We start from the raw sequence: 12,765 nt of genomic DNA, 5'->3' as shown, positions 1-12,765 counted from the left end.
GCGGTCCTCCGACAATGGCGCGTGAGCATCACCGTCCCGCGCGAACAGACCTGGAACGTAGCCCCGGCCCTCGTCAACTCCACCGAGGCAACAGCTCTGCTGCGGGACTACTACACCGAGGTCAGCCACCGCTACCACCAACTCCACCTCGGCCGCCCGTCCACGCCTCTTGAGATCGAAGAGGGCCTTGCCGCCACCCCGAGCGGCGATCTCGCCCCGCCAACCGGCCTGTTCCTGCTTGCGCGATATGACGACGATCCGGCCGGCTGCGTAGGTCTACGGATACGCGACCCGCATACCGTCGAGTTGACCCGGGTGTTCGTACGTCCGACGCTGCGGGGCATGGGCGGCGGCGCCCGGCTGCTGGTTTCGGCGGAGAGAACTGCACGTGACCTGGGTGCGGAACGAATCGTGCTCGACACCCGCCTTGACCTGGTCGAGGCTCGTGCGCTTTACGTACGGCACGGCTATGTCGAGATCCCGGCATACAACGACGGCATGTACGCGGAGGTTTGGTACGGAAAAAGGCTGACGTCCAGCCTGAAATGAGATCTACGACTTACGGAATCTCCTCGTCGGGCAGTCTCCGGCCGTCCCCAACGGGTCAGGCATGCAAGTCTGCGGCCAAGGTTATTCCGTATGTAGTCCGCGACCTCGGCGAGCCCTTGGTTTCCGACGTCACTGCCCTTCGGCAGTGGGTGCGGTGGTGCTCAGCCAGCCGCTGATCGACCGGTACTGCCGGAGTCTGTCCGGGACCGGTCCCGGTTGGCAGATCCACTCGTCGGCCAAGGTCGCGACGAGCAACTCGGTCTGCTCGAAGCGCAGCAGGGTTCCGCCGACTGCTGGAATCGTGCTGTATCCCCGGATGAGCCCTACGTCAACGAGATGCTGTCCAATTACCTCGCCGAGCAGGTCTATGGGTTGGGCCGGCCCGACCACAGTCCGTCCGGCCTCCTGCATGTCGTACGACGTGTAGGGCTCCTCCTCGGTGAACTTCAGCAGGTCACCGCAGCCGTGGGCCATGACGGCTGGCATTCCCTCGAAATGCAGCCAGAAATGCAGCAGACCATCGGTTCCCGCTACCGGCCTGTCGTCGAGCCAGTACCGCGCCTCGGTTACCGCGAGCAGGCGTCGACCCAGGAGCGGGCGAAGTAGGGCGGAAACCGTCGCGGGATTCGGCACGGCGGCACCATAGCAACGCCATACCGCCAGCTTGGAAGACCGTTGATCGGCCAACGTGTCTGTACGGGCCAACGGGTGATCTCGCACCGAGGTCCCACCCTGGTGCGGGTTGTACCCCCGCACCCGTTCAGGCCCTCATATTCGATCTGGACCGCCTCGGTTGCTCGACCGGGGCGGTTCGTCGTTGCACGATCAAACCCGCCGGCTGGACGAAGATCTCCCGGCGGGCCACGGCCTCGCCCTTGGCATCGAGCTGATAAGCGTCGAGCCACAACCAGCCGTCGTAGGTGATCAGGTCGGTCCGAACCTTGATCAACCTGAACATCACCGGCTTGACGAACTGGACGCTACATGCGGCGGTTATGTACAGGACGTCGCCGGCCTTGAGTTCGATCATCGGCGGGGGCCGTACCGACGCCAGGCGGTGATCCGGTTCTTGGCCGCCCGAACCAGAGGACACCAGCCGCTCGGGCTGCAGACGGCGCACCGGCGGTGCCTGTGCCAATCGAGCGTGTGCCAGGCGGCCCGTATCAACAGGGGCAGCCGACGCGCGGTCACTTCGCCCCCACCCGGCGAGACCCAGCAGCGCGGATGAGGTCAAGCCGGTCCCTGCCCCTCCAGAGCCACGACACACAAGCGTCCCACCGAAAGTCCTGGTGCGGCTTTACGAGGGTTAGGTGTCGGGCGTCTTGCAGCGCCATCGGTGCCTCCCACGTGGTCCGGTTTCTGCGGCACCCCGCCCCACCGGGCTCCGCCTCCACCAGGGCGGGGGTACCGCGCCACCGATCACACACCCTCCGCCGACCCCCTGTCATTACAGGCAGACCTAACAAGGTAGACCCTTTAGGGCGGGCTGCTTAAGGCGGGCCACTTCGGGTAGGTCAGCCCATGCCTACCGTCGTGCGCATGGGTGAGCCGGAGGTCCCGGGACCGCTCGTCGGTCCAGGCGAGATCATGGATATGCTCGGCGTGAGCCGGTCGCGGTTCAGACAGATCATCATGCAGCCGTATTTCCCACGCCCGTTCCAGACCTTGCAGGCCGGTTCGGTGTGGCTGCGATCCCAGGTCGAGGCGTACATCCGGGACTACCGCCGTCCCCGGCCGCCAGCGGACGAGGACACCCCAGGCTGACCAAACGCCCCCATACGGGAGGTGGCGGCGATCTGGCCGATCCTGCCGGGTCGAAACACACGTGTCGAAGCGCCCTGAAGGTCATTGTGAATTCCGCGTAGACCTCCTCCGACCCCCTGCGGGGGTTATCAGGGGGTACGGGCCGGGTTTCGACTGGCAGCTCGCCGACTTCCTCGGCTTGGCCGGCTTCCTCCTGTTCGTACCGCTGGTCTTGGGGGTGCGGACCCTTACTGCCCGCCGGGGCGGTCCGTGACCTTCCACCTCGACGGCGCGTCCTCGACGAGATCTTGACCGAGTACGTAGTCGACAGTCGGACCGACGGGACAGGCGGTAGGTTCGGCTGACCAGAGCACTCAGTCAGTGGAGTCACCCACCTGCTCGCGCATGGTGACGAGGTGTTGGCGTACCGCTGCCTGGGTGGTCAGTGAGATGGCCTTGCTGAAGGCGGCCCGGGCAGCGTCGGTGTCACCGGCTCGCGCCAGCAGGTGGGCCCGGGTGGCCCAGGCGGGCTGGAAACGCTGGGCCGCCGGCCCGGTCAGGGTGTCGAGCAGGGTCAGTCCGACTTGCGGCCCGTCGGTCTCGGCGAGCACCGCCGCGAGCGACACGGTGACGCCGAGCGTGGGGGCCACGGAGATCAAGGCCTGGTGCAGGGTACGTAGTGCGGCCCAGTCCGTGTGCCCGGTGACCCGCCGGGCAGTGTGCACGGACTGGATGGCGGCCTCCAGCTGAAAGCGCCCAGACCGGCGCAGGTCGTGGGCGTTACGCAGGTACCGCTCACCTCGATCGATCAATTCGCTGTTCCAGTCGGTGGTGTCCTGTTCGGCCAGGGCGAGGAACCTCCCGTCGGGCGCGGTCCGGGTGTAGTGGCGTGCCGACGACAGGCAGATCAGGGCCGCCAGGCCGAGCACCTCCGGCTCGTCCGGGAGCAGGCCGGCGAGGGTTTCGGTGAGGTGCAACGCCTCACCGCCCAGGTGTTCCCGCTCGGTCGGCGCGGCAATGCCCTGCCAGTCGATGGCGTAGGCGCCGTAGACGGCTTCCAGCACAGCGGCCAGCCGGCCCGGCATGGCCGAGCGGTCCGGGATCGCGAACGGGATGCCTGCGTCGCGGATGCGGCGTTTGGCCCGGACCAGTCGCTGCGACATCGTGGGCGGGGGCACGGCGAAGGCCCTGGCGATGTCCTGCGAGGCGACACCGAGCACGGTCTGCAGCATCAGCGGGGTACGGATCGTCGCCTCGATGGCGGGGTGTGCGCAGACGAACAGCAGAGCCAGACGGTGCTCGGGTATCGCGTCGGGGTCGACGTCGTCGACGGTGTGCAGGTGCAACGCCTCGTCGAGCGCGACGCTGGTCCGGTGGGCGGCCGACCGGTACCGGTCGCGCTGGCGGTTACGGGCCACGGTCAGCAGCCACGCCTGGGGGTTGTCCGGCACGCCGGTGTCCGGCCAACGGGTCAGGGCCTGCTCGAACGCGTCGGCCAAGGCGTCCTCGGCCGCGACGATGTCCCCGCTGCGCGCGGCCAGTAGGGCCAGCAGGCGGCCGTAGCAGGTACGGGCGGTGGCCTCCGCCCGTACCCACGCGGTGGCTACTTCGTCCACTGGCCGTTCAGGAACGCGGTCGCCGTCGGGCGCACCTCGACGGTGCCGTACTGAGCGCCGGGGCACCGCTCGGCCCAGGCCAGCGCGGCATCCAGATCCTCGACGTCGATGACGAACACGCCCGCCAGGGCTTCCTTCGTGTCGGCGAACGGTCCGTCCTGCACCTGCAGGTTCCCGGCGCGCAGCGTGACGGTCGTGCTCGCCGTACTCGGCTGCAAGACATCCGCGGACCGCAGCACCCCGGCTACCTCCAGGTCCCTGGCGTACGCCTGGAACGCCTGTTGGGCCGTGGCGATTGTTTCCTCGGGGACCTCCCCCGCAGTCGGCTCCAGATTGTGCAACAGCAGGCAGTAACGCATCGCAATACCTTCTCTCCCACCAACCGGCCGCTCCTTGCGGCTCCTGCCAGTGATGACGAACGGCGGCCCCGCATAACGACACTGCCCGCACATGATGCCGGCGCCTCCGGCTCCCTCTGGTGGCTCCGGGAATGCCCGTATCGGCGATTTGCACCTGCTATACCTTTGCGCCCGATATATTGTCTAGGTGGACACACCGCTGCGAGAACCAACCTTCTGGATTCTCACCGCTCTCGCCGGCCCGCCACTGCACGGCTACGGCATCATCGGCGAGGTAGCCTCCCTGTCCGAGGGTCGGCTGTCGATGCGGCCCGGCACCCTCTACGGCGCGCTCGACCGGTTGGTGGACGCCGGCCTCATCGAGGTCGACCGGGAGGAAGTCGTCGACGGCCGCCTGCGCCGCTATTACCGCCTCTCGCCCAGCGGCAACGCGACCCTCGCGGGCGAAGCCGAGCGCCTGCGGCACAACGTGGAAGCAGCGACCGCCCGCCTGGGCAACCTGGCGCCCACCGCCGCCCGACCCATCGCCCCGCGTGCCCTGGGGGGACTGACATGAGGGACTTGGAGCGCCGCTACCGGCAACTGCTACGGGCCTATCCCGCCGGCTACCGCCAGGCACGGGGCGCTGAGATCGTCGGCACGTATCTCGACCTGGCCGGGCCCGACCGCCGCCGGCCGTCAATCCTCGACGCGGCGGACGTGCTGGCTGGGGGTGGCCGTGAGCGCCTCCGCGCTGCCGGCGCTGCCGACCTGCTCCCCGGCGTACGTCTCGCCGCCATCCTCAGCCACGTCACCGCGACCGCTCTCGCCGGCTTCTGGGCCGCCGCTGAGGTGGTCACCACTTCAGGTGCATGGGGCGCGCCGGCCTTCGGGCCTTTCGCCACCACCGGCGTCGTCGTGTGGGCCGGTTGGCTGCTGGCCGCCATCGTCCATGCCCTTGCCCCGGCCTCGTGGGGACGCATGGCCATCGGGCTGGCGCTGTTGCTCACTGTCGCCGTGATGCCCGTCGCCGCCCTGTTCGAGCTGCCCCGCCCGTTCCTGTTCGTTCTGCTACCCCAGGCAACGCTGGGCCTGTTGGCCCTGGCAGTTCCCTCCGAGGCGACGCGACCACTTCGCCTCATGCCGTTGGCGGTCGCACCGGCGGCAGCCCTCATCGCAGTCGGGGTCCTGTCAGGAAGGAGCGCCTGGTTCTACCGGTTCGGCAACGGGGGCGCATTCCTCCCGGAAGCCGGCGCGGTTCTCCTGCTGACCGCCATGCTCGCCGCGGCCGCACTGTCTCTGCGCGGTGATGCCCGAGGGCTGTGGGCTCTCCTCGTCCTGCTCACCCCGGTCGGGCTACTCGCCCTGTATCCGCTGACCGAGATCATCGTGCCCCTGGTCGGCGCCGGTCATGCCGACTTCCGCGTGATCACCGGGACCGCCGCCGCCATTTTCGTAGCGGGCGGGATGACCCTGGCTGCCGCGCTCGCCATCTCCCGCCGATCACATCCCAGTGCGACGCCCACCATCGCCGCGATCGGCCTGCACGACCGGTGCCCTACCTGCGGTAGATAGGAGTTTACCGTCGCCCGCCACGTGGTGTTGCCGCCCAGCAGTTGAGCAGGGCTACGAGGAGTGCCGGGGTTCGGGGGTACCGCTTCGGCGTAGACAAGGATGCCCGGAGTCGGGGCAACCTCCTCACCGTCCATGCACTCCTCGTAGAGCTGTTCGTAGACAGAGCCACCCTCCCCATCGTGCGCAGGCTGCACACCCCCCACACCGTCAGGTCGTAACTCATGGCCGGAGCCTGTCAGACCATCGGCAGGAGGCGCTGGAGACCACCTGAGCCTGGTCCTCTCCCCGATGCGGACCGGCCAGCAGGCGCGGGCCGTATGGAACGATCCGGCCATGAACCCCTTCGCTGCACCACTGGACGGCATGAGCACCTTGGTGATCGGAGGTGGAGGCGAAGGCATCGGGCGTGCGATCTCACGTGCCTTCGCTGCGGCCGGCGCAGCCGTCGCCGTCGCCGACGTCAATCCGGACCGGGCGCATGATGCAGTTCATGAGTTGACAGAGTCTGGCGCCCGCGCGGTTCCGCTCGTCGGTGACGTGCGCTCGCGCTCGGATCTGGACGGGTTCGTCACCCGCACCGTCGGCGAGTTCGGTCGGCTCGACACGCTGGTGACCGTCGTTGGAGGGCAGGTCGCGTTCGTACCCGCGGTGCGCCTGCACGAGATGGGCGACGACGACTGGGACCTGGCGTACGAGATGAACCTTCGTTATGTGGCGCGCGCGGCCCAGGCTGCCATCCGTGCCTTCCTGTCCCAGGGCAGCGGCGGGTCCATCGTCAGCGTCGGGTCCGTCGCGGGCGTCATGGCCGCCCCCATGCAGGCTGGCTACGGTGCTGCCAAGGCCGGGCTCGCCAGCCTCGCCAAGACCGTCGCTGCGGAGTACGCCGGTGACGGCATCCGCATGAACGTGGTGGCCTGCGGTGCCATCGCAACGGCGACGGCGAATTCCGCCCAGCGCGCCGCGAAGGTCCCTGAGATTCCGATGGGTCGAATCGGCATCCCTGATGATGCCGCTGCGGCAGCCGTTTACCTGGCCTCTCCGCTTGCCTCCTACGTGACCGGGCAGAGTCTTGTCGTCGATGGAGGAGTCACCGTGCGCGGCCCGTTCCCGACCTAGCCGTGGAGTCGCGGGCGCCGGCCACGGGAAGGCGTCGGCGGTGCCGGGCCGTAAGAAGATCGGAAAAGGGACGACCCCCGTCAGGGGGAAAGTGCCCACCCGTAGTGCTGAGTGTGATCAACTGCCGTACCGCGTGGTCCGACGCATCGGTCCTGCCGTCGAGCATGATCGAGTCGGGTCACGCGGTACGGCCTTCGCTGACGATCCGCTGACTATCGGCAGAGCGTTGCTACTGCCCCCGATCCCCTCGCTCGACCCCTGCCTTGCAAAGCTCAAGAATTATGTCGGCGAGCGTCGGCCTCTGCCGCTGACCTGCTCGTGTCGTCGGCTCTCGTCTGCTCATGACCGGGCCAGTCGGTCGGCTTGGCTGTACGGATGGCTGTACAGCCACCTCCTGATCCGCAGCCTCGCCGGACTACCCGGCTCGGCGCGAAGGAGTCTGCAACTACTGGTCGCAGCGCTCTACTCGTCCGCTGCGGCGTCGGTCTGTCCAGCGCCGCTGCTGTCATCCGTTGTTGTCACCACCGGTCGCGTCCCGCCGTCACGGCAGTTCTAGCTCCCAAGCCTCGAAGGGCGGCTCGACTGTGTACTCGCGGTCGCAGTAGCGGCGGATGTACTGCGCGGCGCGCCACTCGGCATCGCCTGCGTTTGTCACCCGGCCGCGCTCGTCGACGTCGAGCACGTTGGAGAAGACCGCCATGACCTGTTCGAGCGTCGAGGCGAACCGCATGAGGGCAGGCCGGTAGTCGATCCCGTCCAGGAGGTCCAGGCACAGCGTGCCGTTGGCGAGGTAGAACGCGAAGAACCGGTAGCACGACCTGACATCTTCCGGCAGCTGACCCACGCGCTGATAGTGCAGCACTGGAACCGTCTCTGCCATCACTGGCAGCTTGGAAATCGCACAAGATTGGTCCGTGGCACAGCGTGTCGCCAGGTCGGCACGGTCCCTGATGGCCTCAGTTGGCCTGCGTTGATCCCGGCTTGTGGCCCGTAGATGGCCTGGCCTACCCGTCCTCGAACGGCTCGTCATGCCACCGGAAGCCGGCCTCCTCGTCCTCGATCCTCAGCAGGAACTCGGCGACTTGACGGCCGTCAGGGTGGTTCATCGTGACGGCGGCTCGTATGGCGTCGGAGACCCGTTCCAGCCCTCGTCGTCCCCTGCGTTGATGGCGGCTTTGTGCGCGACGAAGAACGGCCGTAGCGGCCCGAACCCGGGTAGCGGGCGGAATCGGCCGTACGTCCAGGGGAAGTCGTGAGTCTGCTCGTCGATCTCGCCGACCAGCTCGGCCCGGTGATACAGCCGCCACACCCTGCCCGTGTCCACCGCGACAGCGTAGGGGTGCTGGGGCGGTCAGCTCCGGTGCGGTGTGGGTGACTCGGGAAGGCCGAGGGCAAGCCGGCGTAGCCGGTGCGGCAGCCGATCGCCAGAAGCTCGACGGCGGTCAGCCACCCTGGCGATCGTCACGGCCTGGTCCCGATCGTTGAATCTGCCTTTGAGGGCGCGGCAGCCCGTCGGCTGTCGGCGGCTTCCCGCCCCGGCGTTGCAGACAGCCGGGGCGGCTTGCCGCCGGACGGGCCCACCGCGCCCGCACCGCGCGCAGCGCGGTGCCTTGATCCTAAAGAGAGCGTCTCGGCAGTTGTTGTATTGAAGCGGGTGTTGAAGCGAAGCTGAAAGCCCTGGGCGTACCTAGCAGGCGGCACCCGCGATCGACGCTTGCCAGCACGCAGTCTTGGGCTGCCACGGTTGACAATGGTTGGTGGTATCTCGTGTGTCTCCTGCGCCCACGACCGCCAGAATGTCTACACCGGTCGTCACTCAGTTTGTCACTCAGCATCCATCGCCTCAGGGTCACGCAGGCTGAAGACGTTTCTCAGAGGTCAACGCCAGGCGCTGACCTGCCAACCGTTGGTGCAAAAATGCGGGGGCGACACACTGAAGGATATTTGCCATCAAAAGTCCGTGCGAGCATATGGCGAAAACCTACTACCTAGTGGGTCTCGCCTGGCCTCCCCCTTGGGTTTCGCGCGGAGTTTCTGTGACTAGGCAAGGAACGTCAGGGTAGCGCTTGGATGATAAGATGCCAGGCGACTCGGCCACTTGCTCAGGTCCATCGCTTGAGTGGCAGTAGTAATATGCCGTGTTGGTACGCCCATGCGGTTTGCTTCGGATTAACTGCCGAGGCAATGCTCGCATCCACAGCGCTGCGGGTGACCCTTATTTTAAGGTCAGGCAAGGAGACTAGTGGCCGAGTCACTACCTGACGCTCTCTCTCCAATGTTGGAGCGTCTAGAAAAAAGAAGTTACACGACCTATCTGTGCCGACTAAATGCCTCTCGTCGCCTCAGCCACGCAAACACTGCATGGAATCTCGCTCTAGTTTCTTTGTCGACATCGACGGCAATTGCCTCTGTCGGACTGCTAGCAAAGCGGGATATGTACGGTGTTGGCGGAGATGCCCTCATGGTTTCTTTATCCATACTTTCGCTGGTCGCTTCGCTTGTTGTTTCGGGTGCCGGCTATGGAACTAGGGCACGGGCAATGGAAGAAAACTACAAGAGGATTCAGCAAATCTCTGTTGCGGCTGAAAACCTCAAGGGATATGCAGGGCCGGATCGGCAAGATAAAGGTGAGAAGTTGCAGTGGGAGTATGAGGTTGCAGTCGCCTCAACGGAGAACCACACCAGTCGCGACTTTCATAAAGTGCAATCGTCAAGCCAGGATGGAACCAGAAGCAAGACGAAGCGACTTCATGATCTCGCGGTTTCTGCGGCGTATTCGTCGGTGACCTTGCTCCCATACGCCAGCTTAGTGGTACCTATTCTGATACTGATACCATTTAGCACCTGGTTCTTCAATGGTATCTAGGCCGGCTCTAGATGGGCTGGGTTCAGTCGAGCACCTTGAGCCGGCGTGCCAGTCCAACCAGTTCCGCCGAGGGCTTGCCGCGCTGCCGGCGGACCCAGGTCAGGGCGAGTTGGCGGCTGAGGAAGTGGTGTCGGACCTGTTCGGGTGCCATCTGTTCGGCGTCGAGTAGGACGGCCTGGGCGTCGTCGACCCGGTTCCATGAGCTGTAGGCGCGGGCGACTTCGAGGGCGTGCCGTACCCGGCGTTCCATCGGTAGGCCGGTGGTGTCGACGCGCGGGCCGAGGTCGATGGCGACTTGCAGGTCTCCCAGCTCGGCGGCGGTGACGACGCGGTGGATGGCGACGTTGGACGCCGGGCGGCTGCGGTTCGGGGAGTTCGTGACGCGCTGGCTGGCCGGGCGGTCGGTGGAGGCTCGGACGGCCGAGCGGACGGAGTCGATGCTGCAGGCGCAACAGCTGCCACAGTGGGCGGACTGGACGTTGACGCGGATCGACCACCTGGCGGTACAGGAGTGGGTGAGCAAGCTCGGCCGAACGTTGGCGCCCTCGACGACGGCGAAGCACCTCGGAATGCTGTCGATGATCATGCAGACGGCGATCCGGGCGCGGCTGATCAGAGTGAACCCGTGCGAGGGGGTGCGGGTGCCGCGCAACCGGACGGGTGAGGCTCGGCCAGCCACGATCAGCCGGGCAGCGTTCTTCGGCCGGCTGCTGCCCGCCGTCCCGGCTGAACACCGGGGGATCGTCTGCGCCGCCGCCGGGGCGGGGCTGCGCTGGGGTGAGTGCGCGGGCCTGCCGTGGGACGCGGTCGACCTCGGCCGGGGACTGCTGCACGTCGCCCAGGTGGCGGTGGAGACCCACGGCGGGATCGTGCTGCGGGCGTACCCGGAGAGTCGGGCCGGCGTGCGGGCGGTGCCGATGCCGCCGTTCCTCGTCGACGAGCTGCGCCACCGGCGCGGGGCCGGATCGCCGGACTGCCGGGCGCTGGTCTTCGCCGACCGAGACGGCGGGCCGCAGCGACGGTCGAACTTCCGGCGGCGGGTGTGGCTGCCGTCGCTGGTACGGGCTGGGCTGCTCGGCCGGGTCGCCGAGGTGGCGCCGGGCCGGTGGCTGGCGACGTGGCCGGACCGGGACGGTCGGGAGCGGCCAGCGGAGTTCACGATGGAGGCGGAGGCGGTGGCGCACGCGGCGGCCTCGGCGGTCGGCGGGCTGCGGTTCCACGACCTGCGGCACTCGTACATCACGTGGCTGGTCACGGACGGGGTGCCGGTCAACGTGGTGCGGCGGGTGGCGGGCCACGAGGAGGCGTCGACGACGCTCGACCGGTACACGCACACGCCCGAGGACTACGCCGACCGGGTCCGGCTGACGTTCGCTGACGATTCGCTGACTTTCCGCCCGTCGCCTCGCCCGGTGGACCCGGGGTACATGGCTTCACCTGGGCCGGAAGAAGATCGGGAAAGGGACGACCCCCGTCGGGGGGAGACGGGGGTCGTCGGGCGGTTCGGCTCCGGGGGGGTTGAGCCGAACCGACTCAGCGGTTACGGGGGGTGCAACCGCCGAGGGTCTGCTTCGCACGACACGTGAGTCCTCGTCGCAACCACAAGCATGCCTGAGCAGACCCGTATACGTCGAGTGGTGTTGACTCCACTCAGTGCGAAATTGTGTTCGGAGAGTGTGACCGCCGTCACTGACGGGCAGCGGTCGTAGGGGTCGCCCCCAGGTCGGACCGAAGTCCGTACCCCAGGGACCCGCCGACGATAGTCCATCGGGCTAGACTTTCGCGCCGTGGGCCGAAGTGCCGCTTTTTTCGATCTGGACAAGACCGTCATCGCCAAGTCGAGCGCCTTGGCGTTCGGTCGGCCGTTCTACCGGGATGGGTTGATCACCCGGCGGGACGTGGTCAAGTCGGCGTACGCGCAGCTGATGTTCCGGCTGGGCGGCACCGACGAGCAGACCATGGCCAAGACCCGGGACTACCTCGCCGCGCTCTGCAAGGGCTGGCAGGTGGAACAGGTCCGCCAGATCGTCGCGGAGACACTGCACGAGCTGATCAACCCCTACGTGTACGCCGAGGCGGCGGCCCTCATCGAGGAGCACCAGGCTGCCGGCCGGGACGTCGTGCTGGTCTCCGCCTCCGGCGAGGAGATGGTCCGGCCGATCGGCGAGTTGCTCGGGGTGACCGACGTGATCGCCACCCGGATGACCGTGGCGGACGGCCGCTACAGCGGTGAGGTGGAGTTCTACGCCGCCGGGCCGAGCAAGGTCGAGGCGGTCAGCGAGCTGGCCCGGCAGCGTGACTACGACCTCGCCGACTCGTACGCGTACTCCGACTCGATGAGCGACCGGCCGCTGCTGGAGTGCGTGGGCCACCCGAGCGTGGTCAATCCGGACCGGGCGCTGCGCAAGCTGGCCAGCGAGAACGCCTGGCCGGTGCTGGAGTTCCGGCACCCGATCCCGCTGGGCCGCCGGCTGCGGGAACGTCCCGCCGTCCCGGTCGCCGCGGCGGCCCTCGGCGTCGGCGTCGGGGTGGCCATCGGCATCGCCTGGTACGGCCGGCACCGCCGCACCCGCACCGCCCCGGTCGCCTGACCGACGCCCGGGGTCACCCCACCGGCCGGCGTCCGCCGCGCCCGATCATCTCTCCGAGCGCCCCCGCCGCCTGACTCCGGCAGGACGCGACGCCTCGCCCCGGACCGGCCCCACCAGGGGACGGCCCCGTCCCAGAGTGACTTCACCAGGGGCGGCCCCGTCCCGAGGCGGCCCCACCAAGGGGTAGCCCTGTCAAGGAACGGCCCAACCCGGAACGGCCCGAAAAGCCGGCACGGTCCGGCACGGGCCAGCCCGCCCGAGCGCGGCTGCGCGCCCCAGCGACACCCCAGCTCCCGGCGACCGCCCCTTCGGCCGCCATTGGACGAAACCCCTATTGAGCGATCGCTCAAGTCCGCCTATGCTCCACTTGA

General features: G+C 67.7%; 15 protein-coding genes. 8 read left to right on the top strand and 7 right to left on the bottom strand.

Translation table 11 applies throughout. The features are described from left to right. Positions 1–21: 21 nt before the first annotated feature. Positions 22–549: a GNAT family N-acetyltransferase gene (locus OG617_RS16050; protein WP_405102613.1), complete on the top strand. Its 528-nt coding sequence runs from the start codon at positions 22–24 to the stop codon at positions 547–549. 129 nt (positions 550–678) lie between these two features. Here OG617_RS16050 and OG617_RS16045 read toward each other — a convergent pair whose 3' ends face one another. Both OG617_RS16045 and OG617_RS16040 read right to left on the bottom strand, forming a co-directional pair. Beyond that, complete coding sequence (locus OG617_RS16045) at positions 679–1,182, bottom strand: hypothetical protein (protein ID WP_405102611.1); 504 nt, start codon at positions 1,180–1,182, stop codon at positions 679–681. 127 nt (positions 1,183–1,309) lie between these two features. After that, positions 1,310–1,669 (bottom strand): hypothetical protein, encoded by a 360-nt coding sequence (locus tag OG617_RS16040; protein WP_405102609.1) that lies wholly within the window; start codon positions 1,667–1,669, stop codon positions 1,310–1,312. 419 nt (positions 1,670–2,088) lie between these two features. Between OG617_RS16040 and OG617_RS16035 the strand changes: the two genes are divergently transcribed. Then, on the top strand, positions 2,089–2,313 hold the full coding sequence (locus tag OG617_RS16035) for a helix-turn-helix transcriptional regulator (protein ID WP_405102607.1): 225 nt from the start codon (positions 2,089–2,091) through the stop codon (positions 2,311–2,313). Positions 2,314–2,666: 353 nt separating this feature from the next. On the opposite strand, the gene OG617_RS16030 is transcribed toward OG617_RS16035, so the two are convergent. Together OG617_RS16030 and OG617_RS16025 are read right to left on the bottom strand one after the other, a co-directional pair. Further along, a complete protein-coding gene (locus OG617_RS16030) occupies positions 2,667–3,908 on the bottom strand; it encodes an RNA polymerase sigma factor (RefSeq protein WP_405102605.1) in 1,242 nt (413 codons plus the stop codon). After that, positions 3,896–4,267: a YciI family protein gene (locus tag OG617_RS16025; RefSeq protein ID WP_405102603.1), complete on the bottom strand. Its 372-nt coding sequence runs from the start codon at positions 4,265–4,267 to the stop codon at positions 3,896–3,898. Before OG617_RS16025 ends, OG617_RS16030 begins: the two co-directional genes overlap by 13 nt. 187 nt (positions 4,268–4,454) lie before the next feature. Between OG617_RS16025 and OG617_RS16020 the strand changes: the two genes are divergently transcribed. The 3 genes from OG617_RS16020 to OG617_RS16010 all read left to right on the top strand — a co-directional run bounded on the left by OG617_RS16020 (position 4,455) and on the right by OG617_RS16010 (position 6,937). Continuing rightward, positions 4,455–4,823: a PadR family transcriptional regulator gene (locus OG617_RS16020; protein ID WP_405102601.1), complete on the top strand. Its 369-nt coding sequence runs from the start codon at positions 4,455–4,457 to the stop codon at positions 4,821–4,823. Continuing rightward, a complete protein-coding gene (locus tag OG617_RS16015; protein WP_405102599.1) occupies positions 4,820–5,821 on the top strand; it encodes a hypothetical protein in 1,002 nt (333 codons plus the stop codon). Before OG617_RS16020 ends, OG617_RS16015 begins: the two co-directional genes overlap by 4 nt. A gap of 363 nt (positions 5,822–6,184) precedes the next feature. After that, a complete protein-coding gene (locus OG617_RS16010) occupies positions 6,185–6,937 on the top strand; it encodes an SDR family NAD(P)-dependent oxidoreductase (protein ID WP_405103741.1) in 753 nt (250 codons plus the stop codon). Positions 6,938–7,478: 541 nt separating this feature from the next. Here OG617_RS16010 and OG617_RS16005 read toward each other — a convergent pair. Next, entirely contained in the window at positions 7,479–7,817 is a 339-nt protein-coding gene (locus OG617_RS16005) for a hypothetical protein (RefSeq protein ID WP_405102597.1), read from the bottom strand. A 222-nt stretch (positions 7,818–8,039) separates the two neighbouring features. Then, a complete protein-coding gene (locus OG617_RS16000) occupies positions 8,040–8,261 on the bottom strand; it encodes a hypothetical protein (protein ID WP_405102595.1) in 222 nt (73 codons plus the stop codon). A gap of 918 nt (positions 8,262–9,179) precedes the next feature. Between OG617_RS16000 and OG617_RS15995 the strand changes: the two genes are divergently transcribed. Next, a complete protein-coding gene (locus tag OG617_RS15995) occupies positions 9,180–9,803 on the top strand; it encodes an SLATT domain-containing protein (protein ID WP_405102593.1) in 624 nt (207 codons plus the stop codon). 22 nt (positions 9,804–9,825) lie between these two features. Here OG617_RS15995 and OG617_RS15990 read toward each other — a convergent pair whose 3' ends face one another. After that, positions 9,826–10,053, bottom strand: coding sequence for a hypothetical protein (locus OG617_RS15990; protein WP_405102591.1), 228 nt, complete (start codon positions 10,051–10,053; stop codon positions 9,826–9,828). Between the two features lie 85 nt (positions 10,054–10,138). On the opposite strand from OG617_RS15990, the gene OG617_RS15985 reads away from it, so the two are divergent. Together OG617_RS15985 and OG617_RS15980 are read left to right on the top strand one after the other, a co-directional pair. After that, positions 10,139–11,389: a tyrosine-type recombinase/integrase gene (locus OG617_RS15985; RefSeq protein WP_405102589.1), complete on the top strand. Its 1,251-nt coding sequence runs from the start codon at positions 10,139–10,141 to the stop codon at positions 11,387–11,389. 201 nt (positions 11,390–11,590) lie between these two features. Then, positions 11,591–12,394 (top strand): HAD family hydrolase, encoded by an 804-nt coding sequence (locus OG617_RS15980; RefSeq protein ID WP_396676312.1) that lies wholly within the window; start codon positions 11,591–11,593, stop codon positions 12,392–12,394. Positions 12,395–12,765: the final 371 nt, after the last annotated feature.

Origin of the sequence: Micromonospora sp. NBC_01412, from assembly GCF_045040215.1 — a bacterium.
GTDB classification, from domain to species: domain Bacteria; phylum Actinomycetota; class Actinomycetes; order Mycobacteriales; family Micromonosporaceae; genus Micromonospora; species Micromonospora rubida.
This window is presented reverse-complemented; position numbering and strand designations above follow the sequence as displayed.

What these genes read in the sequence shown, in the direction of transcription:
- OG617_RS16035 (WP_405102607.1), top strand. Translation starts at nt 2,089, where the DNA reads ATGGGTGAGCCGGAGGTCCCGGGACCGCTCGTCGGTCCAGGCGAGATC.
- OG617_RS16025 (WP_405102603.1), bottom strand. Translation starts at nt 4,267, where the DNA reads ATGCGTTACTGCCTGCTGTTGCACAATCTGGAGCCGACTGCGGGGGAG.
- OG617_RS16015 (WP_405102599.1), top strand. Translation starts at nt 4,820, where the DNA reads ATGAGGGACTTGGAGCGCCGCTACCGGCAACTGCTACGGGCCTATCCC.
- OG617_RS16010 (WP_405103741.1), top strand. Translation starts at nt 6,185, where the DNA reads ATGAGCACCTTGGTGATCGGAGGTGGAGGCGAAGGCATCGGGCGTGCG.
- OG617_RS16005 (WP_405102597.1), bottom strand. Translation starts at nt 7,817, where the DNA reads ATGGCAGAGACGGTTCCAGTGCTGCACTATCAGCGCGTGGGTCAGCTG.
- OG617_RS15990 (WP_405102591.1), bottom strand. Translation starts at nt 10,053, where the DNA reads ATGGAACGCCGGGTACGGCACGCCCTCGAAGTCGCCCGCGCCTACAGC.
- OG617_RS15985 (WP_405102589.1), top strand. Translation starts at nt 10,139, where the DNA reads ATGGCGACGTTGGACGCCGGGCGGCTGCGGTTCGGGGAGTTCGTGACG.